This is a genomic window from Luteibacter aegosomaticola (assembly GCF_023078475.1).
GTDB lineage: Bacteria > Pseudomonadota > Gammaproteobacteria > Xanthomonadales > Rhodanobacteraceae > Luteibacter > Luteibacter aegosomaticola.
Window position 1 is genome coordinate 1,378,392 of sequence record NZ_CP095741.1, and the last position, 23,075, is coordinate 1,401,466.

Annotated in this window: 19 protein-coding genes; 16 read left to right on the forward strand and 3 right to left on the reverse strand. The window is 65.7% G+C overall.

Translation table 11 applies throughout. The features are described 5' to 3' along the window. Positions 1–82: 82 nt before the first annotated feature. Entirely contained in the window at positions 83–1,270 is a 1,188-nt protein-coding gene (locus L2Y96_RS06140) for an OprO/OprP family phosphate-selective porin (protein WP_247333985.1), read from the reverse strand. Between the two features lie 141 nt (positions 1,271–1,411). Continuing rightward, on the reverse strand, positions 1,412–2,287 hold the full coding sequence (trxA, locus tag L2Y96_RS06145) for a thioredoxin (RefSeq protein ID WP_247333995.1): 876 nt from the start codon (positions 2,285–2,287) through the stop codon (positions 1,412–1,414). 167 nt (positions 2,288–2,454) lie between these two features. On the opposite strand from trxA, the gene L2Y96_RS06150 reads away from it, so the two are divergent. The 15 genes from L2Y96_RS06150 to L2Y96_RS06220 all read left to right on the forward strand — a co-directional run bounded on the left by L2Y96_RS06150 (position 2,455) and on the right by L2Y96_RS06220 (position 19,985). Further along, a complete protein-coding gene (locus L2Y96_RS06150; protein WP_247333997.1) occupies positions 2,455–3,066 on the forward strand; it encodes a paraquat-inducible protein A in 612 nt (203 codons plus the stop codon). Then, a complete protein-coding gene (locus L2Y96_RS06155; protein WP_247333998.1) occupies positions 3,063–3,683 on the forward strand; it encodes a paraquat-inducible protein A in 621 nt (206 codons plus the stop codon). Before L2Y96_RS06150 ends, L2Y96_RS06155 begins: the two co-directional genes overlap by 4 nt. Continuing rightward, positions 3,680–5,359: a PqiB family protein gene (locus L2Y96_RS06160; RefSeq protein ID WP_247334000.1), complete on the forward strand. Its 1,680-nt coding sequence runs from the start codon at positions 3,680–3,682 to the stop codon at positions 5,357–5,359. The genes L2Y96_RS06155 and L2Y96_RS06160 overlap by 4 nt, the downstream gene beginning before the upstream one ends. Then, positions 5,356–5,946, forward strand: coding sequence for a PqiC family protein (locus L2Y96_RS06165; RefSeq protein WP_247334002.1), 591 nt, complete (start codon positions 5,356–5,358; stop codon positions 5,944–5,946). Before L2Y96_RS06160 ends, L2Y96_RS06165 begins: the two co-directional genes overlap by 4 nt. A 1,097-nt stretch (positions 5,947–7,043) precedes the next feature. Beyond that, positions 7,044–9,791, forward strand: a complete 2,748-nt coding sequence (gene leuS / locus L2Y96_RS06170; RefSeq protein ID WP_247336931.1) for a leucine--tRNA ligase — start codon at positions 7,044–7,046, stop codon at positions 9,789–9,791. A 2-nt stretch (positions 9,792–9,793) separates the two neighbouring features. Beyond that, positions 9,794–10,339, forward strand: coding sequence for an LPS-assembly lipoprotein LptE (locus tag L2Y96_RS06175; protein WP_247334004.1), 546 nt, complete (start codon positions 9,794–9,796; stop codon positions 10,337–10,339). Between the two features lie 20 nt (positions 10,340–10,359). Next, a complete protein-coding gene (gene holA, locus L2Y96_RS06180; protein ID WP_247334014.1) occupies positions 10,360–11,364 on the forward strand; it encodes a DNA polymerase III subunit delta in 1,005 nt (334 codons plus the stop codon). Further along, a complete protein-coding gene (gene nadD, locus L2Y96_RS06185; RefSeq protein ID WP_247334015.1) occupies positions 11,361–12,002 on the forward strand; it encodes a nicotinate-nucleotide adenylyltransferase in 642 nt (213 codons plus the stop codon). Before holA ends, nadD begins: the two co-directional genes overlap by 4 nt. Positions 12,003–12,110: 108 nt before the next feature. Then, positions 12,111–12,500, forward strand: coding sequence for a ribosome silencing factor (gene rsfS, locus L2Y96_RS06190; RefSeq protein WP_247334024.1), 390 nt, complete (start codon positions 12,111–12,113; stop codon positions 12,498–12,500). 7 nt (positions 12,501–12,507) lie between these two features. Beyond that, positions 12,508–12,978 (forward strand): 23S rRNA (pseudouridine(1915)-N(3))-methyltransferase RlmH, encoded by a 471-nt coding sequence (gene rlmH / locus L2Y96_RS06195; protein WP_247334026.1) that lies wholly within the window; start codon positions 12,508–12,510, stop codon positions 12,976–12,978. Between the two features lie 11 nt (positions 12,979–12,989). Further along, positions 12,990–13,547 (forward strand): Maf family nucleotide pyrophosphatase, encoded by a 558-nt coding sequence (locus tag L2Y96_RS06200; protein ID WP_247334028.1) that lies wholly within the window; start codon positions 12,990–12,992, stop codon positions 13,545–13,547. 54 nt (positions 13,548–13,601) lie between these two features. Continuing rightward, entirely contained in the window at positions 13,602–15,089 is a 1,488-nt protein-coding gene (gene rng / locus L2Y96_RS06205; RefSeq protein WP_247334030.1) for a ribonuclease G, read from the forward strand. Between the two features lie 27 nt (positions 15,090–15,116). Next, positions 15,117–18,992, forward strand: a complete 3,876-nt coding sequence (locus L2Y96_RS06210) for a YhdP family protein (protein ID WP_247334031.1) — start codon at positions 15,117–15,119, stop codon at positions 18,990–18,992. Positions 18,993–19,347: 355 nt separating this feature from the next. After that, positions 19,348–19,626 carry a type II toxin-antitoxin system RelE/ParE family toxin gene (locus L2Y96_RS06215; RefSeq protein WP_247334053.1) on the forward strand — a complete coding sequence of 93 codons (279 nt, stop codon included), beginning with the start codon at positions 19,348–19,350 and terminating at the stop codon, positions 19,624–19,626. A gap of 11 nt (positions 19,627–19,637) precedes the next feature. After that, positions 19,638–19,985 (forward strand): HigA family addiction module antitoxin, encoded by a 348-nt coding sequence (locus tag L2Y96_RS06220; protein WP_247334054.1) that lies wholly within the window; start codon positions 19,638–19,640, stop codon positions 19,983–19,985. A 123-nt stretch (positions 19,986–20,108) separates the two neighbouring features. On the opposite strand, the gene L2Y96_RS06225 is transcribed toward L2Y96_RS06220, so the two are convergent. Further along, positions 20,109–21,308 (reverse strand): sterol desaturase family protein, encoded by a 1,200-nt coding sequence (locus L2Y96_RS06225; RefSeq protein WP_247334071.1) that lies wholly within the window; start codon positions 21,306–21,308, stop codon positions 20,109–20,111. A gap of 124 nt (positions 21,309–21,432) precedes the next feature. On the opposite strand from L2Y96_RS06225, the gene tldD reads away from it, so the two are divergent. Further along, positions 21,433–22,872, forward strand: coding sequence for a metalloprotease TldD (gene tldD / locus L2Y96_RS06230; RefSeq protein WP_425492556.1), 1,440 nt, complete (start codon positions 21,433–21,435; stop codon positions 22,870–22,872). Positions 22,873–23,075: the final 203 nt, after the last annotated feature.

A 23,075-nucleotide genomic window follows, 5' to 3' on the forward strand; every position in this document is an offset into this window, starting at 1 on the left:
GTGACGGGGCCTTCAGCTTGCCGCCTTGCCGTGCGCGCGGTAACCGAAAGGGCCCGCGGTGCTGGCTGGTAAAACTACGTTGTCAGAACATGACCTGCACGCGCATTTCGAAGATATGCGGATCGATGCGGCGGTCGCCATGATCGCTAAAGGCACGCACATGGTTTGCCTGCAGCTTCACGTACGGGGTGATGTACCAGTTGGCACCGAGCGTCCAGTCGTGTTCGTTGCCACCTTGCGTCGGGCCGTCGTCGAGATTCAGTGTGCTGTAGCGGACAAGGACTTCCATCGCTCCCCACGGGCCCGCTGGCTGCACGTCGGAAACGTTACCGCTGCGATAGGTGCGTGATTCGCCCGTCAGCACCCAACTGCCGAAGGTGTACCAGCCTCGCGCCTTGTAAGCGAGCGCGTCGCGCAGCTTCACCTTAGCGTCCAGGTATTCACCTTGCACTGACCACGGGCCATGGATCCACAGGCCTTCCAACCCACGCCGGTCGATGTGACGTGCCGGTACAAGCAGGCCCGAATCGACCAGTCTCTGGTCGGCCAGACTGGCTTCGGGCAGGGCGCTCAGGCGCGCGGAGGGTGGGGTGTACTGGCCGCGGCCATCCCAGGTGCCCCGGGGTTCTTCCCGCGAGATCGAACCGCCCAGGTGCAGGACCTCTCGCGGCGAGTTCAGCGGTGTCCACGCAACGCGTGCGGCCACCATGCGGCCATCGAGATCGCCCTGCAGGTTGCCGCCGTGGTAGTAACCCAACTGGATCAGCCAGGCCTTGCGCGTGAGTGCCCAGTCCACGCCGATGCGACGGTTCGCGTAGATCGCCTGCATGGGCAGCGATGGCTCGAGGAACGAGGTGGTGCCGGTGCTGGTGTTTCCTTCGAAGCCCACCGGCGTTTTCATGAAGCCGATCCGCACGGCGCCAGCGTCGGCGCCCAGCACGGCCTTGCTCTGCAGGCGGAAGTACACGTCCAGCCAGGTCTTTGCCTGGACATCGAACACGGCGGTGGCGTCGTAGACGCCTGGCTTCCGGATAACGAAGCCGAACTCCTTGCGACGATTCGTCTGGGCGTCCTCGTAGGCACCCTGGTCGTTGCTGAAGCGATCCAGGTCGTACTGGTACTTCAGCGAAAGGCCGACGTCGGTGCCATCCGCGAACACGTAGTGTGTCGGCCAGTGGGTACGCCAATCGTACGATGGGGCCTGCGCACCATCCGCAGCGGCTCCCGCGCTGAGGGCGAGCGCCAGGACGGCGGTTGCGAAGGTCTTCAACCGGGTGGCCCATCGTCGTGAGCAGGCCCCCAGCATGCGTGCCTTCGCAGCGCGTCGGTATCGAAACTACGCGCAACGAAGGCCGGTAAAACTACGATGGATCACGGCGGGGCGGCGCGTTGCCACGCCGTCCCCGCGCGGTCAGAAGACCAGTGAAGCCATCTTCCGGCGGTACGTACCGACCACTTCGGCATCGTCCAGCGTGGCGAAGGCGGCAAGCAGGCGCTTCTTCGCCTGGCCGTCGTTCCAGTCGCGCTGGCGCTTCAGCACATCAAGGAACTGGTCGAGGCCGGCCGCGGCATCGCCTTCGATGAGCAGGCGCACGCCGAGCAGGTCACGGGCTTCCCAATCGTCGCCGTTGGCAGCCACGCGCTGGCGCAGCTCGGCGAGCGACGGTGCGCCAGCGAGGGCGCGGGCAAGGTCGAGCTGGTTGCGCAGGCGCACGGCGCGGCTGTCGGTGGCCAGGTTGGCCGGCAGCGCGTCCAGCTCGGCCTGGGCCGGTTCGACCTGGCCGGCACGGAGCAGGGCCAGTGCAAGGTCGAGCTTCAGTTCGGCATGGTCCGGGGCGGCAGCGATCGCCTGCTGGAGGCGGTTGATGGCCTCCTCGGGGCTTTCCGGCTCGGCTTCGATCACCTCGGCGTCGTTCGCCGAGCCGTCGCCGGGCTCGATGCCGTTGCGGGTGAGGAACTCGCGCAACTGGCCTTCCGGCAGGGCACCGGCGAAACCATCCGCCATCTGGCCATCCTTGATCAGGATGACGGTGGGGATGCTGCGGACCCCAAACATGGCGGCCAGCTGCTGCTCGGCTTCCACGTCGATCTTGGCCAGGCGGAACGCGCCGTTGTACTCGACGGCCAGCTTTTCCAGCAGGGGACCCAGGGTTTTGCACGGGCCGCACCATTCCGCCCACAGGTCGACCAGGATGGGGGTCTGCAGCGAAGCCTGGATGACATCCTGCTCGAACCCGGCCGTGGTGGCGTCGAAGACATGGGCACTGGGGGTCTGGGCGCTGGTCACGGGAGCTCCTGGGGATAGAAGAAGATGCCCCCTAAATCGGGGAAGTTCGGCAGCATATCAAGCCCGGGTGGCCATTTCGGCGCAGGCGCAATGTTTCGTCATGCGCCGTTTACCCGGATTTGCGATCATATCGCCAAGGGCCATACCGGCCTCCACCGCCGGCGTGCATGCAAAAAGCCCCTGACCTCATCATCTGCGAGCACTGTGACACCGTTTACCGGCGGCGCCACCTTGCCCGTGGCGAAGTCGCGCAGTGCGTGAACTGCGGGGCCGTGCTCGAGCGCCATCAGTGGCTGGGCATCGATGCGCAGTTCGCCCTGATCGTGGCGGCGTTCATCGTCTTCGTCATCGCCAACGTCTCACCCATCGTCACCCTGGGCTTCTCCGGGATGATGGCCGATACCACCCTGTGGGGCGCGGCCATCGCCATGTGGAACGATGGTGCCCAGATCGTGGCGGCCCTGACCGCACTCACGCTGTTCTTCTTCCCGCTGGTGCAGATCGTCCTGTTCGGCTGGGTGCTGATGTACGCGCGGCACGGCGTGCGTGCGCCGGGTTTCGGCCTGGCCATGTCCACCCTGGTGCGGATCAAGCCGTGGAGCATGATCGAGGTGTTCATGCTGGGTGTCCTGGTGGCGGTGGTGAAGGCACATACGTATTTCGATGTGATTCCGGGTACCGGCGTATGGGCATTTGGTTTCCTCACCATACTGATCACCGTGTTCGCCAGCCACGACCCGCGGAACCTGTGGGACGTGACGAAGGAGGTGCGCCGGTGACCGACCTGCCACGCGCCCAGGACCTGGGCATGATGGGCTGCCACGTGTGCCGCCTGATCACCGCGTACACCGAGGATCCGCACGCGCGTTGCCCGCGCTGCCATAACCCGCTACACCCGCGGAAGGCCGGCAGCATCACCCGCGCCTGGGCGTTCCTTATCTCGGCGGCGATCTTCTACGTGCCGGCCAACCTGTTTCCGATCATGCGGACGCAGAGCCTGCTATCGAAGGACGACAATACGATCCTCAGTGGTGTGTTCGAGCTATGGCGCAACGGGTCGCCCGACCTGGCCATCATCGTCTTCACGGCTTCTATCGTGGTGCCCGTGCTGAAGTTCTGCATCATGGGGTTCCTGCTGACGTCGGTGCAGCGGGCCAGCGATTACGGGCCGCGGCAACGCGCCAAGCTGTACCGCTTCGTGGAGCTGGTGGGTTACTGGTCCATGCTCGATGTGTTCGTGGTGGCGATTCTTTCCGCGCTGGTGCACTTCAAGGTGCTCTCGCGCGTTGAGCCGCTACCGGGCGTGATTTATTTCGGCATCGTCGTGGTGCTGACGATGCTGGCGGCGATGAGCTTCGATCCCCGCCTGATCTGGGACAAAAGGAAAGCGCGATGAGCGACACCCAACAAGGAAACACGCCGGAAGGCGACGACCTGCCGCAGCCGGAGGTGCGCCGTTCGAAGATGGGCGTCTCGCTCATCTGGTTGGTGCCGATCATCGCCGCGCTGGTCGGTATCTCGCTGCTGGTCAATCACTACATCTCGGCGGGCCCGCAGATCGAGGTGACCTTCCAGACTGGCGAAGGCATCGAGATCGGCAAGACCCAGGTCAAATACAAGAACGTGGTGATCGGCAAGGTCACCAGCATGCGCCTTTCCAAGGACCGTACCCACGTCCGCGTGGTGATCGACCTGGAGAAGAACGCTTCGGAGTTCGCGACCAAGGGCACCCGCTACTGGGTGGTGCGTCCGCGCATCGGTGCGGGTGGCGTTTCCGGTTTCGATACGCTGCTTTCGGGTGCCTTCATCGGCGCGGATACCGGCACGTCCGAGGAGGACCAGAGCGATTTCACCGGTCTGGAAACGCCGCCGGCCGTGACCCACGGTGCGCCGGGCCGCCGCTTCGAGCTGCATACCGGCGACCTTGGCTCGCTGGATATCGGCTCGCCGGTGTATTTCCGGCGCATCCAGGTGGGCCGCATCGTCTCGTACGAGCTCGACAAGGATGGCAAGGGCGTGTCCCTGCAGCTGTTTGTCGATGGCCCGAATGATCGCTTCGTCACCAAGGACTCGCGCTTCTGGAATGCCAGCGGCGTCGATGTCTCCCTGGGCGCCGATGGCCTCAAGCTCAATACCCAGTCCCTGGCGACGGTGGTTGCCGGCGGCGTTGCCTTCTCCGATCCGCTGGGCCCGCACGATGAGTCGCCCGCGCCGGAAATGAGCTCGTACACGTTGTTCGGCGACCAGGCCACGGCGCTGGCACCGCCCGATGGCAACCCGCGCTATATGCGCATGCGTTTCGAGCATTCCCTGCGTGGGCTGAACGTGGATGCCCCGGTGGAACTGCTCGGCGTGAAGGTGGGCAAGGTCGTTTCGGTGAACCTCGATTACGACCCGGAGAAGCACAGCTTCCCGGTGGTGGTCGGCGTGCTGGTGTACCCGCAGCGCCTGGGCAAGGCGCATGACAAGCTCGCCCAGGTGCTCGGTGGCGATCCGGAAACCCTGTTCCCGCGCATCATGAAGGGTCTGGTCGATCACGGCCTGCGTGCGCAGGCGCGCACGGGCAACCTGCTGACCGGCCAGCTTTACATCGCCATGGATGTGGATCCGAAGGCAGCAAAGGTCGAGTTCAACCCGAACGGCAAGCCGCTTGAGGTTCCGACGGTGCCGGGCGATTTCGATCACCTGCAGGAGCAGCTCTCGGGCATCGTCGACAAGATCTCGAAGATCCCGTTCGATTCGATCGGCAAGAACCTCGATGGCAGCCTGCATGAGCTGCATGGCACCTTGCACCAGGTGAACACCGAACTGATGCCTGAGGCGAAGAAGACCTTGCAGGGCGTGAATCGCACCGTGGGCACGGCCAACGATGCGCTGAGCGAGAACTCGCCGCTGCAGCAGAACATCGCGAATACGCTGGAAGAATTGCAGCGCACCGTGCGTTCGGTGCGGGCATTTACCGATTACCTGGGCCGTCACCCGGAGGCACTGTTGCGCGGCCGCGGCGCCGATGCACCGCCCCCGGCCACCGCGCCGTCGTCCCCGAAGCAGGGCAAGGAAGGTCAGCCATGATGAAGTTTTCCCGCTACGCCGCTTCGGCCCTGTGCGTGGCATCGCTTGCCGCGTGCTCTTCGGCGCCGGTGCATTTCCATACCCTGGTGCCGCCGGCCGCAGCGCCGTCGGCGACCATGGCGCCGTTTGCGATCGATGTGCAGGCGGTGGGCGTGCCGCCGCAGGTGGATCAGCCGTCGATGGTGTTGCGTTCGGGTAGTTCGTCGATGAGCGTGCTGGATGGCGAGCGCTGGGCGTCGCCGCTGGGTGATGAGATTCGTTCGGCGCTGGCGGCGGATCTGTCGAGCCGCCTGGGCACGCACGATATCCACGGTTTGCCGCGGGCGAAGGATGCGAACGTGGTGCGGGTGCAGGTGGATGTGCGCCGCTTCGATTCGGAGCTGAATGGCAATGCGACGCTGGAGGCGGCGTGGTCGGTGCGCACGGAGTCGCAGTCAGCGAACTGTGCGTCGCGCGTGGTCGAGCCGGCGGGTGGCAGCTATGACTCTCTGGTGGATGCGCATCAGCGCGCTCTGGGCCAGCTTGCTGACCAGATTGCTGTAGCGAGCCGTTCGGTCGCCAACGGCCAGGCGGCTGCCTGCCACTGACGAACAGGCTCGCCTTCGGCTTCGCGGGGCTCGGCCGTTGGCCATCGCGTTAGCGCTCGGACGTCTCCGGAAAGAGCCCTCGGCGCCCACCCTCGCTGCTCAGACAGGTCCTCGTCGTTCGAAAGGGATGCCCCTCCGGGGCCATGTACTTATTTGGCCTACGGCCGCGAACCGGTCGCCGGGCGGGGGTTTGAAACTCGCCATCCTGGCTCGGTTTCAAACGAGCGGCCCTCCATGGCCGCTCCCGCCTGTGGCGGCTGTTCCCGCCCGTCGCCCTCGCCTGCGAAACTCGCCTCGAGGGTGGGCGCCGAGGGCTCTCAGAGGCACTGAGGGCGCGTGATGGGAGAGCCGGCAACGCGGTTGTGGCGGCCGGCCTTGTCGCCCGAGGTGCAAACCCACCGACGTGCCCGCGACGTTCCCGTAGGAGCCCACCCTGTGGGCGACGCCGTTCGCGGCAGACTGCGGATCTTGCGGCGTCTGGCCCTTAATCGATCGTGCCGTACGAGAGGGCCTGAGCGTTGAGGCGAAAGATGTCGCCCACAGGGTGGGCTCCTACGGCCGGGTGTTTCGGCCGTTTGTGAGATGCGAGACGTCGCCAAGTCAGTCGTGTTGCAGGCGGTGGTTTTCCCACCGATCTGCCTCAGTGTGTCCGAGAGGCCTTGGCGCCCACCCTCGAGGCGAGTTGTCGGAGACGAGGCGGGCGGACGGGAACAGCCGCCGCAGGCGGGAGCGGCCACGGATGGCCGCTCGTTTGAAACCGAGCCAGGAAGGCGAGTTTCAAACCCCCGTCCGCACGCCGGTTCGCGCCCGTAGGGCAATAAGTACATGGCCCCGGAGGGGCATCCCTTTCGAACGTTGGAGACTTGTCTGAGCAGCGAGGGTGGGCGCCAAGGGCTCTTTCCGGAGACGTCCGAGCGCAAACGCGATGGCGAAGCCGAGCAACGCGAAGCCGAAGGCGAGCCGTCTCGAAACCCAGCAAAATCAAAGCGCCACAGCCAGCGAGGTTGCCCGCCATACCCCCGTGGGATAGTCTCCCGCGATTGAGCGCCGCGATTTCCAACGGCGGCCACCCGAGCACCCATCCGGTACCAGACACCATGCAGGACAGCAACGACCAGGCCACGCGCGAGCAGGGCGGATACGCCCCCGACGCCGTAGAAACCGCCGCCCAGCGCTACTGGAGCGACACCCGTGCCTTCGAAGTCACCGAAGACACCGGCAAGCCCAAGTACTACTGCCTATCGATGCTCCCGTACCCCTCCGGCGCCCTCCACATGGGCCACGTCCGGAACTACACCATCGGCGACGTCATCAGCCGTTTCCAGCGCCAACAGGGCAAGAACGTCCTCCAGCCCATGGGCTGGGACGCCTTCGGCCTGCCCGCCGAAAACGCCGCGATCAAGAACAAGACCGCGCCGGCCAAGTGGACCTACAAAAATATCGAGCACATGCGCGAACAGCTCAAGCGCATGGGCTTTGCCTACGACTGGACCCGCGAAGTCACCACCTGCCGCCCCGAGTACTACCAGTGGGAGCAGCAGATGTTCACCCGGCTCATGAAAAAGGGCCTGGTCTATCGCAAGAACAGCGTCGTCAACTGGGACCCGGTCGACCAGACCGTGCTCGCCAACGAGCAGGTCATCGACGGTCGCGGCTGGCGCTCGGGCGCCATCGTCGAGAAGCGCGAAATCCCGCAGTGGTTCCTCAAGATCACTGCCTACGCGCAGGAACTGCTCGACGGCCTGGACACCCTGCCGGGCTGGCCGGACGCAGTGAAGACCATGCAGCGCAACTGGCTGGGCCGCTCGCAGGGCCTGGAAATCACCTTCGACGTCGAAGGCCAGGCCGAGCCGCTGAAGGTCTTCACCACGCGCCCCGACACCTTGCTGGGCGTGTCCTACGTGGCCGTTGCCGCGGAGCACCCGATCGCCACCCAGGCTGCCGTCGGCAACCCGGGCCTCGCTGAATTCATCGAAAGCTGCAAGGCCGGCGGCGTGTCCGAGGCTGAGCTGGAAACCCAGGAAAAGCGCGGCTATTACACCGGCGTCGATGCCATCCACCCGATCACCGGTGAAAAGGTACCTGTATGGGTCGCCAACTTCGTGCTGATGGGTTACGGCACTGGCGCTGTCATGGCCGTGCCCGGCCACGACGAGCGTGACTGGGAGTTTGCCCAGAAGTATTCGCTGCCGATCAAGATGGTGGTGGTCGACCAGGGCGTGGTCGATGCGCTGGCCGAGATCAAGCGCGACCTCGCCAAGGGCGATGGCACGGACGCTACCCAGCACGCGCTGGAGGGCGGTAGCACCGATGCCTATACGACCTCCGCGGCCGTGGAAACCGTGAAGTCGTTCGAGACCGGCATCCAGGAAGCGGGTGCGTACACCGAGCACGGTTACCTCGTGAACTCGGGTGAATTCGATGGCCTGGATTTCGACGCGGCGTTCGACGCCATCGCGGCGAAGCTCGAGGCCGCCGGTCGCGGCGAGCGCCGGGTGAACTGGCGTATCCGCGACTGGGGCGTCAGCCGCCAGCGTTATTGGGGTTGCCCCATCCCGGTCATCTACTGCCCGCAGTGCGATGCCGTACCGGTGCCGGAAGACCAGTTGCCGGTCGTGCTGCCCGAAGATGTCGAGTTCTCCGGCGTGCAGAGCCCGATCAAGGCCGATCCGGAATGGCGCAAGACCACCTGCCCGAACTGCGGCGGCCCGGCTGAGCGCGAAACGGATACGTTCGATACCTTCATGGAATCGAGCTGGTACTACGCCCGCTACACCAGCCCTGGCGCGAAGGCGCAGGTGGATGAGCGTGCGAAGTACTGGACGCCGGTGGACCAGTACATCGGTGGTATCGAGCACGCGATCCTGCATCTGCTGTATTTCCGCTTCTATCACAAGCTCATGCGCGACGAAGGCCTGGTGAGCAGCGATGAGCCTGCGACCAACCTGCTGTGCCAGGGCATGGTCATCGCCGAAACGTACTTCCGGAAGGAAAGCGACGGTTCGTTTACCTGGTTCAATCCGGCCGATGTGGATGTGCAGCGCGATGAGCGTGCACGCATCACGGGTGCCACGTTGCGCGCCGATGGCCAGCCGGTGGAAATCGGCGGCATCGAGAAGATGGCCAAGTCGAAGAACAACGGCGTGGATCCGCAGGCGATGATCGGCAAGTACGGCGCCGACACCGTCCGCCTGTTCTCCATGTTCGCCGCGCCGCCCGACCAGTCGCTGGAGTGGAACGAGGCGGGTGTGGAAGGCATGGCGCGTTTCCTGCGCCGCCTGTGGCGCGATGTCACCACCCATGCCGAAGGCGGCAAGGGGCAGGGTGGGAACCCGGCGGGCGAGGGCGCGCGCAAGACGCTGCGCCGCCAGCTGCACGAGACCATCCAGAAGGTCACCGACGATATCGGTCGCCGCCAGTCGTTCAACACGGCTATCGCGGCGCTGATGGAACTGCTCAACGCGCTCAACAAGTTCGATGACGCCAGCGAGGAAGGGGTGGCCCTGCGCCAGGAGGCCTTCACGGCCGTGGTGCAGCTGATCAACCCGTTCACCCCGCACGTGTCGCATGCCCTGTGGCAGGCGCTGGGCCATGGCGAGGCGCTGGTGGAAGACGCTGGCTGGCCGGCCGTGGACCCGGCGGCCCTGGTCCGCGATTCGCTGACCTACGCGGTGCAGGTAAACGGTAAGCTTCGCGCTACCATCGAGCTGCCGGCCAGCGCCTCGAAGGAAGAAGCCGAAGCCCAGGCCCGTGCACTGCCTGCGGTGGCCGCCCAGCTGGAAGGCCTGACCGTGCGCAAGGTGATTGTCGTGCCCGGTAAGATCGTCAACATCGTCGCAGGATAACCATGAGCCCGAACGTTCTCCGTGTCGCCCTGGTCGTTGCCGCCACCTCGTTGCTGGGTGCTTGCGGCTTCCACCTGCGCCAGTCGGCAGCGCTGCCTGCGGGCATGGAAAAGATCCACCTCACCGTGGTTGGGGGTGGCCGTCTTGAACGCGAGCTCTCCCGTGCGCTCGAGAACTCGAACGCCACCGTGGTGGATAAGCCTGGCGCGGGTATTGCCGAACTGGCGATCACCAGTAACTCGTTCCGTACGGATTCGCTTACCGTCAGCGGCACGGCACGCGTGACGGAATACGCGGTGCGCTACCACGTCGATTTCAACGCGAAGGCACCGGATGGCACGCTGCTCGTGGCGCCGCAGTCCGTCGATATGTCGCGTGAATTCAGCTACGACGCGACCAATGCGATCGGTACCGCATCGCAGACCGAAGAGCTGCAGCGCAGCCTCATCGGCGACATGGTGCAGTCGATCCTGTTCCGCCTGCAGGCCGCCCGCACCCATCCGCCGGCGGCGGATGCGGCACCTGCGCCAGCGTCGTCCGTGCAGTAAACGGCCCAACCGCATTGCCCATGCAGCCCGCCCAGTGGCCGAAACACCTCGCCGGTGACCGGATGGCACCGGTTTACCTCCTGGCTGGCGAGGAATTGCTGGTGCTGGAGGCGGCCGATGCCCTGCGCGCCATGGCACGCCGCCTCGGGTACACCGAGCGCGAGGTGCTCGAGGCCGATAGCCGGTTTGATTGGGATGACCTCGCCCGGTCATCCGCAGGGCTGTCGCTGTTCGCCACCCAGCGCCTGCTCGACCTGCGCCTGGCCGGCGGCCGCGCGGGCAAGGAAGGCGGGGCAGCCATCACGGCCTTCGTCAACGACCCGCCACCCGATACCACGCTGCTGATCTCCGCGACCGAGTGGAGCAGCAAGCATGAGGCCGCCTGGACCAAGGCGGTGGACCAGGGCGGGATCCAGGTCGTTTTCAACGCGCCGCGGCCCAACGAGTGGGGCCAGTGGATCGGCCAGCGCCTTGCTTCGCGTGGCTTGCAGGCCACGCCGGACGCCGTTGCCATGCTCGCCGAGCGGGTAGAGGGCAATCTGCTGGCAGCGGCCCAGGAGATCGACAAGCTGGTAGTGCTTGCCGGCGACCGCCGACTGGACGCCGCCACGCTTGAAAGCCTGGTGGCCGATAGCGCCCGTTTTGATGCCTTCAAGCTCACGGATGCCGCGTTCGCCGGTGACGGTGGGCGCGCTTTGCGTATCCTCGCCGGCCTGCGTGCCGAAGGCGATGAGCTGATTGCGCTCATGGGCTGGCTGGTGAACCAGCTACAGCTTGCGCTGCGCCTGGCCAACGCACGGGATTTCGCGGCGCAGGCCAAAGCGGAGCGCCTCTGGCCCGCACGTGAGCAGTTGTTCCGCAAAGCCCTGCGCCGCGCGCCGCGCGAGCATTGGCTGGCTTGCCTGGCCCGTGCCGCCCGTATCGATCGCATGGCCAAGGGCCGCGAGCAGGGTAATCCGTGGCTGGAAGCCGAACGGCTGATTGCCGCGATCGCCGAGCCGCGCGCGGCGGCGGCTTTTGCATGAACGCGCCTCGCCCCCTCGCCATCCTGGGCGGGACCTTCGACCCCATCCATAACGGACACCTTCGCGGTGCCTGGGAGGCGGCCGAGGCGCTCGACGCCGAGGTGCGCATGGTGCCGGCGCGTACACCGCCGCACCGGCCGCCGCCCATGGCTGACGTGGCGGGGCGTGTGGCGTTGCTGCGCGCGGCGCTGGCCGGGCAGGATCGCCTGGTCCTGGATACCCGTGAACTCGACCGTGATGGCCCGTCCTACACCGTCGACACCCTGGCCTCCCTGCGTGCCGAGATAGGCCCGGATCGTCCCCTGGTGCTGCTTGTGGGGGCCGATGCCTTCGCCGGCCTGGCCTCGTGGCATCTTTGGCAGGATCTGTTCGGCCTGGCCCATATCGGCGTGCTCACCCGGCCGGGTGGACACCACGCACTTCCGGCAGAACTCGCTGCCTTCGTCGAAGGCCGCCGCACGCCTCGCCTGCATGGCCCGGCGGGGCAGGTCATCGATATCTCGATCACCCCCCTGGATATCGCCGCCACGGCGATCCGCGAGGCGTTCGCCGCGGGGTATGAGCCCCGGTTCCTGATGCCGGAAACCTGCTTCGCCGACCCGGCCCTGCTGGCTCCCTACCGGTCGCCCGACCTGTAGGAGCGCGCTTGCGCGCGATTCACAACCGGGGCGGGTTGACGCAGTCTGGCCCGGCGGGGGGTATACTTCGCCCAACGTCGGCATTCCGCCGCATGAGGTTTTCGTATCTTGAGTTCGCCCGCATCCCGCAAGGCCAAGCCCGCCGCCAGCAATGAGCATCTCCGTAAGCGCGTGGTCGCGGCCCTGGAAGACCTCAAGGCCAAGGACGTCCGCGAAATCGACGTCCGCGGTAAGACCTCCATCGCCGATATCCTGTTCGTTGCCTCAGGCACCTCCGCGCGCCACGTGAAATCCATCGCCGACGAGGTGGTGAAGTTCGCGAAGGAAGCGGGTGTGATGCCGCTTGGCGTCGAAGGCCAGACCGAGGCCGAATGGGTGCTGGTCGACCTGGGCGACATCATCGTCCACGTCATGCTGCCGCGTATCCGCGAGTTCTACGGCCTCGAGCGTTTGTGGACGGTGGGCGACGACGCCCCCGACGCCGCCGCCAACGACTGAGCGCGCCGTGAAGGCGCGCCTCATCGCGGTCGGCGAACGCATGCCCGCCTGGGTGGCGGAAGGCTTCGCCGAATACCGTAAGCGGCTCTCCCATGAGCTGCCGCTCGAACTCATCGAGATCAAACCCGGTGTCCGCGGCAAGGGCCGCGACGACGCACGAGCCATCGTGGATGAAGGCGCGGCCATCCTGGCCGCGCTGCCGCGCGATATCCACGTGGTGGCCCTCGATGGCCGCGGCAAGCTGTGGTCCAGCGAGGAGCTGGGCGTGCAGCTTGAGCAGTGGCGCATGGGCGGCCGCGATCTCGCGTTCCTCATCGGTGGCCCCGACGGCCACGCCCCCGACGTGCTGGCCCGGGCTGACCAACGCTGGTCACTTGGCCCACTTACCTTGCCGCACATGCTGGTGCGCCTCGTTCTGGCCGAGCAGCTCTACCGCGCCACGACGCTGGTCGCCGGCCATCCCTACCACCGAGCCTGAAGGAACGCCCCGTGCTTTACCTGGCTTCGCAATCCCCGCGCCGTCGTGAACTGCTGGATCAGCTAGGTGAAGCCCACCGGACACTGGACGTCGAGGTGGAGGAGATCCGCGGGCCAGGCGAGGCGCCGGAGGATTACGTCAGCCGGGTCGCCCGCGACAAGGCGCGCGCAGGCTTCGCGCTCGTCGGTGCGGAAGCCGGTGCCCGTGTGCTGGGCGCGGATACCGAGGTCATCCTGGGTGACGAAGTGTTCGGCAAGCCACGCGATGCGGCGGATGCCGCCGCGATGCTGGGCCGCCTCGCCGGGCGTGAACACCGTGTCGTCTCCGTGGCATGGCTGGTGGCGCAGGGCGTGGAGCGGCGCGTCGTTTCGGTCTCCATCGTGCGTTTTGCCGCCCTCGATGCGGCGGCTATCGCTGCGTACGTGGCCACGGGCGAGTGCATGGGCAAGGCGGGCGCCTACGCCATCCAGGGCCGCGCCGCGGCCTTTATCGAGCATCTTTCCGGCAGCTATTCAGGCGTCATGGGACTGCCGCTTTACGAAACTTCGCAGCTGTTGAGCGGTCAGTGACATGTTGACGCCGCGCAGCTATAAAGCACGATGGCTTAAGGAAAAGGGGCGCCGGTGAGTGAGGAAATCCTGATCAATGTCACGCCGCGTGAGACGCGTGTGGCGATCGTCGAAAACGGCATGCTCCAGGAAGTGCACGTCGAGCGCGCGTCCAAGCGCGGCTACGTGGGCAATGTCTACAAAGGGCGCGTCCAGCGCGTCATGCCTGGCATGCAGGCGGTCTTCGTCGAGATCGGTCTCGAGCGTGCCGCGTTCCTGCACGCCTCGGATATCGTGCGCCCGTCGCTGCCCGCCACGGATGCGCCAGAGGGCGGCAAGTCGAACGGCCACGGCCCCGTGCCGCCCATCAGCGAACTGGTCCACGAAGGCCAGGAAATCGTCGTGCAGGTGGTGAAGGACCCGATCGGCAGCAAGGGCGCCCGGCTTTCCACCCACCTCTCCATCCCTTCGCGCTACCTCGTGCTGCTCCCGCATTCGCGCACGCTCGGTGTTTCCGTACGCATCGAGGAAGAGGCCGAGCGGCAGCGCCTGAAGGACATCATCACGCCGCTCATCGGCGACAACCATCTCGGCTACATCGTCCGCACCAATGCGGAAGGGCAGTCGGAGGAATCGCTGGCCTTCGACGTCACCTACCTCAGCAAGGTCTGGCGCGTCGTCCAGGAAAACATCGCCAAGGCGAAACTCGGCGAGCGCGTGTACGAAGAACTCTCGCTGCCGCTACGCTCGCTGCGCGATTCGCTGAACGACGGCATTGAGAAGGTCCGCGTGGATTCACGCGAGACCTACGAGAAAACCGTCAAATTCGTGCAGAAGTTCATGCCCGTATTGTCGGACCGCGTGGAACACTACTCGGGCGAGCGGCCGATCTTCGACCTGTACGGCGTGGAGGATGAAATCCAGCGCGCGCTGCGCAAGGAGGTGCCGCTGAAATCGGGCGGCTACCTGATCGTGGACCAGACCGAAGCGATGACCACTGTCGATGTGAATACCGGCGGCTACCTCGGCAGCCGCAACCTCGAAGAGACGGTATACCGCACCAACCTGGAGGCGGCGCAGGCGGCCGCCCGCCAGCTGCGCCTGCGTAACCTGGGCGGCATCGTCATCATCGATTTCATCGACATGGTGGATGACGAGCACAAGCGCCAGGTGATCCGTACGCTGGAAAAGGGCCTTGCGCGCGACCATGCCAAGACCACCGTCTATCCGATGTCGGCGCTGGGCCTGGTCGAAATGACCCGCAAGCGCACGACCGAAAGCCTCGAACGCCAGCTGTGCGAACCGTGCCCCGCGTGCAGCGGCCGCGGCACGCTCAAGACGGCGGAAACGGTCATCTACGAAATCTTCCGCGAGATCACCCGCGCCGTGCGTCAGTTCAATGCGCAGAAGCTGTTGGTGATGGCCAGCCCCAAGGTGGTCGGCCGCATCCTTGAAGAAGAATCCGCCGCCGTGGCTGAGCTCGAGGAATTCATCGCCAAGAGCATTCGCTTCCAGGCGGAAGAGCACTACTCGCAGGAACAGTTTGATGTGGTCTTGCTTTAAACGCGGGCGATGCCGCCGGATGAGCCGATGACGCCGTCCTGGCGCCATCGCGCACGGCGCCTGCGGTTCTTCCTGTTGGGCCTGGTGGCGAGCGTACTGGTCGCATTGGCGATCGTCATGGCGTTTGGCCAGCTGTTGCTGCCGCTGGCGGCGCGTTACCCGGCGCGCGTCGCCGCGCTGCTCAGCGAAAAGGTCCGCACGCCGGTGCAGTTCGCCTCGCTCGAGGGGTTTTGGCGGCCGAGCGGTCCGCTGTTCGTCATGCGCGATGTCACCATCGGCAGCAATTCGGGTGGGCAGCCGCTGCGGCTGCCGCAGGCGGCCGTGAAGCTGGACTTCGGCGGCCTGGTGCTGCCCTCGCGGCATCTGATCAACCTGCGCCTGCAGGATCTGCGGCTGGGCCTTCGCCGCGCACCGGACGGGCGCTGGAGCATCGATGGCTTTGCCTCGGGCGGCACGACCCAGAAGGTGTCGTTCGGCAACATATCGGTGGACCTCTGGCTCACCAATACGCACATCGATATCGCCGACGAGACCACTCACCACGACTTTGGCCTCGTGGCCGATCAGTTGCGGCTGAGCTTGCAGGGCCAGGTCGTCCGCGTCGGTGGCAACCTGCGCCGTGAAAACGCGAGCGGGCTGCTCTCGGCAGCGGGCCGCTTCGCCGCCGACGGCTCGAGCGGCAAGGTATACGTCAAGGGCGCGAACGTCGATTTCGCCGCGCTCACCGGCGATTTCGAAGCGGGTGGCTACGCGCTGGCAGGCGGCACCGGCCGCTTCGAGACGTGGCTGGACTGGCGCGATGCCCACGTGGTCCGCGCCACATCGAGCATCGACCTGGACAACCTGGCCTTCCGCGGTCCCGCGCGTACGGTGAAAACGGCGGGCCTGCACGGCATCGTCGATCTGCACCGCTTCAACGGAGGGCAGCGCATCGACTGGGCTGGCCGCGATGGCAGCGATGCCGCGATCGTGCTGCACGCGAACGGCGATGCCAGCGATGGAACGGTCGTCGCGCGCAAGCTTGAGCTGGCACCGCTGCTGCCGTGGGCGGGTTTATTGCCGCAAGTCTCGCCGGCGCTGGCGCGCTGGCTGGGCGAAGGCAAGCCGCGCGGCCGTTTCGACGATGTGCGCGCCGACTGGAATTCAACGGATGGCCTGAAGTTCGCGCATGCCGCGTTCTCCGGCCTGGGCATCGATGCCAGCGGCAAGCTGCCGGGTCTCTCGTCACTTTCCGGCCAGGTATTCGGCGACCACGAAGCGCTGGTGCTTTCGTTGCCGAAGCAGGCGACGACCATCGATGCGACCGGCGTCTTCCGCAAGCCGTTCGTGATGTCCGCGCTCGGCGGGGATGTCGCGGTCTTCAATGACGAAGATGGCTGGCACATTGGTGTCGACGCTCTCGATTTCCGCGGCGAAGGCTACGGCGGCCAGGCACGCGGCGAGCTGGTGCTGCCGCCGGGCGACACGGGCCCGTTCATCGATATGTACGTGGCGCTGGGCGAGGGCGAGGTGCCGGCCGCGAAGCTGTTCTGGCCGATCCACTCGATGTCCGAGGGATCGCAGAACTGGCTCAACCGCGGCCTGGTTTCCGGCCACATCGCCGGCGGCTCGGCGATGATCCGCGGCAACCTGCGTGATTTCCCGTTCAAGAACCAGGAAGGCCGTTTCGAAGCGCGTGCGCTCATCGACGATACGGTGCTCGATTACGGTACGGGCTGGCCGAAGGCGGAAGGGATTACCGCGGTCGCCAACTTCATCGACAACGGCATGTTCATCGAAGCCAGCGAAGGCCATTCGCTGGGTACGGCCGTGAGTGCGGCTACCGCCACGATCGCCGATTTCGGCGACGGCATGCTGGATCTGCGGATCAGTGGCGCGGGCACCGGGCAGAGCTTCCTCGATTTCGTGAAGAACAGCCCGGTCGCGAGCAGCAGCCGCGAAGCCCTGGATCAGATGAAGCTTGGTGGCACGGGCGAGTTCGGCTTCAACCTGCTCCTGCCGCTTAAGGAAGCGAAGGACTTCACCCTCGACGGCAAGGCCACGATCAAGGATGCCGACCTGGTGGCCGACGCGTGGAAGCTGCGGCTCGACAAGATCACGGGCCCCATGAGTTTCAGCGGCACCGGGTTCACGGCGAAGGGCCTGGCGACGCAGTTCCACGGCCAGCCGGCGAGTCTCGACCTGGCCATCGCCAGCGGCACGGAAGATCCGGCCAAGGCGTTGAGCGCGAGCGTCACGGGTGCGTTCACGGTCGGCGAGATGGTGGCCGACTATCCCGACCTGAAATGGCTGGCCGACATCGCCAAGGGCCGCGGCAACTTCCGCGTGGGCTTCGACCTGACCCGTACCGGTGACAAAGGTGATCTTGCCCAGCAGCTCAGCGTGGATTCCGACCTGCGTGGCGTGGAGATGCTGATGCCGACGCCGGTGAAGAAGCCGGCGGCGCAGGCGCTGCCGCTGTCCGTGCGCCTTGCCTTGCCGATCGATGGCGCGCGGCTCGACCTCGCCATGGGCGATTTCGTCCGTGCTCGCCTGCGCCTTCCGGATAGCCGGAACAACGCGCCCATCGCGGCGGCATTCAACCTGGGCACCACGCCGCCCGAGGTGATGCCGGCGCAGGGGTATCTCTTCAGTGGGCACGCGGCGAAGCTGGACGTGTCGGGCTGGGTCCAATACGTCGTCGGCCTTTCCACCGGTTCGACTGGCCCGGGCCTGACGGGGCTCGACCTGACCACCGATGATGCCGAGGTCTTCGGCCAGCACTTCAGCAACATGCATATCGTCGCGCGGCCGGGTCCAAAGGAACTGAGCCTGCGCGTGGATAGCGATGGCATGGCCGGTGCCATGACCGTGCCGAACGACGACCTGCGCCGCCGCGGCATTACCGCGCGCATGGATCGCTTGTACTGGCCGTCGGCGGACGACGCAGCCGACGCGGCGAAGAAGGGGCGCACGGCGGCAGGGCAGGTCGCGACCGCCGCGGTGACCGTCGCCCATGCGGAAGAGGCGAAGGACAACGCTGGCAAGAAGCCCGCCGATACGAATGAGGCGGGCGTGGCACCGTCGAGCCTGCCCCCGCTGCATCTGCAAGTCAGCGATATGCGCCTGGGCAAGGCACGCCTGGGCGAAGCACGCCTGGAAACGTGGCCCACGGATGAAGGCCTCCATGTGGATCAGCTGCGTGCGCAGTCGAAGAACGTGCAGATCACCGCGACCGGCGACTGGAACGGCGACGAGCAGAACAGCCACACGCACCTCGCCATGGATTTCGCCTCCGAGGATGTCGCGCGCATGCTCGACGCGCTGGGCTTCGCAGGCATCATGTCGGGCGGCCGCACCGAGGCGCGCCTGAATGCGACGTGGCCGGGCGGCCCGTCGGCGCTGGCGCTGGTGAACATGGATGGCACGCTGAAGATCGACGTAGCCAACGGCCGTATCCTGGAAGTACAGCCAGGCGTCGGCCGCCTGTTCGGCCTCGTCTCCATCACTGAACTTCCGCGGCGCATGGCGCTCGATTTCGGTGACGTGCTGGGCAAGGGCTTCGGCTTCGATTCGATCACGGGCAACTTCCGTTTCTCGAACGGCAATGCCAGCACGCAGGATCTGAAGATCAAGGCGCCCGCGGCGGAGATTTCGATCTCGGGCCGGGCGGGGCTGAAGGCGCGTGATTACGACCAGGAAGTGCTGGTGGTGCCGCATGTCGGCAATAGCTTGCCGGTGGTGGGTGCGCTTGCGGGTGGCCCGGTGGGCGCGGCGGCGGGCTTTGCCGTGCAGGGCTTGCTGGGACATGGCCTGAACCAGGCGGCGCGCAAGCGCTACCACGTGACGGGCAGCTGGGATAAGCCGGTATTCACCCCGATCGACAAGGGCCTCCCTTCCACGGCCAACCCGCCCGATCGCTAAACGGATCATTCGCTGCCGCGAATGCATGTTTTGTGCGGCTACCGCCGCCTTGCGCTCGGGCGTTCTGAGCGCCGTGACCGGCAAGGCCCTTGGGCCGATAGGCGCAGTCCTTCGGAGCGCGCCGTAGTCGCTCCGCGCTCCGTAGCACGCCCACGCGGCGCTCTGCTCATATCGACCCAAGGGCCTTGCCGGTCACGACACCGTGCGTCACCTGCGTCTGACGGAGAGCATCATGCGCCGGCTCCTACGTCACATTGGGCTAGCGCCTACGGTCTGCGGTGGCGTCCGCTGCCTGTGCCTGGGGTTGATTGAAAATAATATCGCTATTCGTTATTATCGAGTGGCGATACTAGTCATGATCCAGTCGTTCGGCGATCGCGATACGAGAGATCTGTATGCCGGCATCTCGTGCCGTCGTTGGATGAACATAGAGCCTTCGGCGATGCGAAAGCTGGTGATGCTCGATCACGCAAAAGATCTGGCGGATCTTCGCATTCCGCCTTCTAACCGGTTGAAGCCTTTGAAAGGGGATCTCGCCGGATATCACAGCATCCGTATCAACGATCAGTTTCGCGTGATGTTCATCTGGCGCGATGGGCACGCCCACCATGTTCGCATCGTCGATTACCACTGAGAGGTCTACCCATGGCACGCGACGTCCCTTACCCGCATCCTGGTGAAATTCTCCAGGAAGAGTTCCTGACGCCGATGGGCATCACGAAGTATCGGTTGGCCAAGGCCATTGGCGTCCCGGCGATGCGCATCGGCGAGATCATTGCCGGCCGTCGTGCCGTGACGGTCGATACGGGTTTGCGCCTTTCGCGTTTCTTTGGCCAGTCCGAGGACTTCTGGCTGGGTCTGCAGGATGGCTACGATCGCGCGATGGTCCGCCCTCGGATGGCTGAGGCATTGGCTGCCATCGTTCCGTGGGCAGAGCTTCAGACGCCGTCGAGCGTCACATCCAAACGGCGCGGCAAGTCAGCGCGCGCGTAACGGGCGCGCCGCCTCGCGCGCAAGCGCGCTCCTACAGCAGAGCTGCCGTGGCCGTGCCGGATCGCGGATTCGCGGTGCCCTTGCAGGAGTGTGCTTGCGCGCGATCCGGCGCTGCCGGCCCCGTTACGACTTTTCTTCCTTGCGGAACGGGAACATCTGCTGCTTCACGAACCCGTCCGGCATGTAATCACCGACCACGCCGTACTTCTCCGGGAACACCTTCTTCGACCTCACTGCGGTGCCGAACAGATAGTCGAGAAAGGCGTAGTGCGCGGCGTAGTTCTTATCGATGGCCTCGTCATCCGACGCGTGGTGCCAGTGGTGGAAATCGGGCGTGACGATCAGGTAGCGCAACGGACCCCAGGGCAGGTGCACGTTGGCGTGGTTGAACACGGCCTGGAAGCCCACGACGATGATGTAGGCGTTCATCACCGCTTCGCTGAAGCCCAGCACGTACAACGGGGCGAGCACGGCGACGCGGGTGAAGATCAGCTCGAGCATGTGCTGGCGCGAGCCGGCGAGCCAGTCCATGGTTTTCACGCTGTGGTGCACAGCGTGGAAGCGCCACAGGAACGGCACCTCGTGGTACGCGCGGTGGGTCCAGTACTGCGCCATGTCGGCGACCAGGATGCATAGGAGCAGCTGGGGCACGAACCAGATGGACGCGACCATGCGCTGGAAATCGCTGTTCACCAGCCAGCCGAAGGCGTGGTGGATCAGGAAGTTCACGATAAGCAGCGCGAGACCCACGATGAAGTGGTTGACCGCGAAGTGCTTCATGTCGGTCTGCCACTCGAAGCGGAACAGCGACTGGCCCTTGTAGAGCGGGAAGATTTTCTCCAGCACCACGAAGATCAGGGTCGAACCGAGCAGATCGAGGATGAACCAGTCCAGGCCGATGTACGGCGTATGGTCGGGGAAGCTGCCGACCGGCACGCGGTTGCCGCCCAGCGCCACCGCCGCGAGTACCAGCACGAACGCGCCGATGTTCAGGTTGCGCTGGCGGTTCAGGATGATATTGGCGAGCGACAGGCCGCCGGCGATGAGCAGGGCGCCCAGCAGGAGCTGGCGCAGCACGTCCACCGAGTATTTGTGGCGCAGGTCGGGCGTGGTCAGGTATTCCGGGAAATGGAAGGCGATGACCGCCAGCAATGAGAGAATGCCCAGCGACAGCGTGATCGCCGTGCTGACCATGGCCTTGCCTGGCTTCAGCTCGCCGCTGCGATGGAGCAGCCCCACGGTCTCATCGACCACCACTTCAGCCCGCCGCGCGGGCGCGGTGGCGACACGCCGGGCAAATGCCCGCTTCTTCCCCTGGCTCATCGGTTCTCCTTCCCAATGGTATGCAGCGCGCATCCTAGCATTCGCCAGCCGGGGCGCCGGGGTTTAAGCTGGTCCCCAGCGGCCCCATTTGAGGGGTCTACCCGTTTACCTACCGGCAGCCTTGATGGACTCCCTGATCACCCTCGCCGAACGGCGCCTGCTTACCCCGGGCGGCCTTGCCTCCACCGACCTCGACCGGGTCTTTGCGCAGCTGATGGGCCCCTCCATCGACGCGGCGGACCTGTATTTCCAGCATTCGCGCAGCGAATCCTGGGTGCTGGAAGAGGGCATCGTGAAGGATGGCAGTCACTCGATCGAGCAGGGCGTGGGCGTTCGCGCCATTTCCGGCGAGAAAACCGGCTTCTCCTACTCGGACGAAATCGTGCTGCCGCAGTTGCTCGAGGCCTCCCGTGCCGCGCGCGCCATCGCCCAGGGCGGTAACGGCGCCGGCAAGCCGCTGGCCATCGCCACGGGCCGAGGCCTGTACCCGGCCATCGACCCGGTCGAGAGCCTGCCCAACGAGGAAAAGATCGCGCTGCTGCGCGAGGTGGATGCCTACGCCCGCTCGCGCGATCCGCGCGTCAAGCAGGTGGTGGTGAGCCTCGCGGCCACGATGGATACGATCCTGGTGGCCGGTTCCGACGGCACCCTGGCGGCCGATGTGCGCCCGCTGGTGCGCCTGAACGTGCAGGTGATCGCCGAGCAGGGTAGCCGCCGCGAGTCGGGTCATTCCGGTGGTGGTGGCCGTTACGGCTATCGCGAGCTGCTGGAAAACGGCCGCGCCCACGCATTCGCGGAGGAAGCCGTGCGCCAGGCGCTGGTGAACCTCGAAGCGGTAGATGCCCCCGCCGGCACGATGACCGTGGTGCTCGGCCCCGGCTGGCCGGGCGTGCTGCTGCACGAGGCCATCGGCCACGGCCTGGAAGGCGACTTCAACCGCAAGGGCAGTTCCGCGTTCGCCGGCCGGATTGGCCAGCGCGTGGCCGCCGAAGGCGTCACCGTGGTCGATGACGGCACGCTGCCGGGCCGCCGCGGCTCGCTCAGCATCGATGACGAGGGCACGCCGACCGAGTGCACCACGCTCATCGAGAACGGCATCCTCAAGGGCTACATGCAGGACAAGCTCAACGCACGCCTCATGGGCGTTAAGTCCACGGGCAACGGCCGCCGCGAGTCGTTCGCGCAGCTCCCGATGCCGCGCATGACCAATACCTACATGCTTGCCGGTAACCGCGAGCCCGAAGAAATCATCCGTTCGGTCAAGAAGGGCCTATACGCGGTGAATTTCGGTGGCGGCCAGGTGGACATCACCAACGGCAAGTTCGTGTTCTCCGCCAGCGAGGCGTACCTCATCGAAGATGGCAAGGTCACGCGCCCGGTGAAGGGCGCCACGCTCGTCGGCGCGGGCCCGGAAGTTCTTACGCGCGTATCGATGATCGGTAACGACCTGGCGCTTGACGAAGGCGTAGGTGTCTGCGGTAAGGACGGCCAGAGCGTACCCGTCGGCGTCGGCCAGCCCACGCTGCGCGTCGATGCCATGACCGTTGGCGGCACCGCCGCCTAAGCCATGGTAGGAGCGCGCTTGCGCGCGATGCGACGTACGTCACGTTCCATTGCGCACAGGCACGTTCCGCATACGATTCCCCCGTTCTTGCACGAAACCAGCTTTCGTAGGACTAGCGCGACCTGCGTCACGGAACGCGCGCGTATGGTGCGAAAAGCTGCGCTTAGAGTGCACTTTAGTATTGTGATCGTCATTGCTGCGGC

Bases quoted from the DNA above. Each gene is read 5' to 3' on its own strand.
- L2Y96_RS06165 (WP_247334002.1), top strand. From the start codon at position 5,356: ATGATGAAGTTTTCCCGCTACGCCGCTTCGGCCCTGTGCGTGGCATCG.
- nadD (WP_247334015.1), top strand. From the start codon at position 11,361: ATGAACGCGCCTCGCCCCCTCGCCATCCTGGGCGGGACCTTCGACCCC.
- L2Y96_RS06210 (WP_247334031.1), top strand. From the start codon at position 15,117: ATGACGCCGTCCTGGCGCCATCGCGCACGGCGCCTGCGGTTCTTCCTG.
- L2Y96_RS06150 (WP_247333997.1), top strand. From the start codon at position 2,455: ATGCAAAAAGCCCCTGACCTCATCATCTGCGAGCACTGTGACACCGTT.
- leuS (WP_247336931.1), top strand. From the start codon at position 7,044: ATGCAGGACAGCAACGACCAGGCCACGCGCGAGCAGGGCGGATACGCC.
- L2Y96_RS06160 (WP_247334000.1), top strand. From the start codon at position 3,680: ATGAGCGACACCCAACAAGGAAACACGCCGGAAGGCGACGACCTGCCG.
- L2Y96_RS06175 (WP_247334004.1), top strand. From the start codon at position 9,794: ATGAGCCCGAACGTTCTCCGTGTCGCCCTGGTCGTTGCCGCCACCTCG.
- tldD (WP_425492556.1), top strand. From the start codon at position 21,433: ATGGACTCCCTGATCACCCTCGCCGAACGGCGCCTGCTTACCCCGGGC.
- L2Y96_RS06225 (WP_247334071.1), bottom strand. From the start codon at position 21,308: ATGAGCCAGGGGAAGAAGCGGGCATTTGCCCGGCGTGTCGCCACCGCG.
- holA (WP_247334014.1), top strand. From the start codon at position 10,360: ATGCAGCCCGCCCAGTGGCCGAAACACCTCGCCGGTGACCGGATGGCA.
- L2Y96_RS06215 (WP_247334053.1), top strand. From the start codon at position 19,348: ATGATCCAGTCGTTCGGCGATCGCGATACGAGAGATCTGTATGCCGGC.
- L2Y96_RS06220 (WP_247334054.1), top strand. From the start codon at position 19,638: ATGGCACGCGACGTCCCTTACCCGCATCCTGGTGAAATTCTCCAGGAA.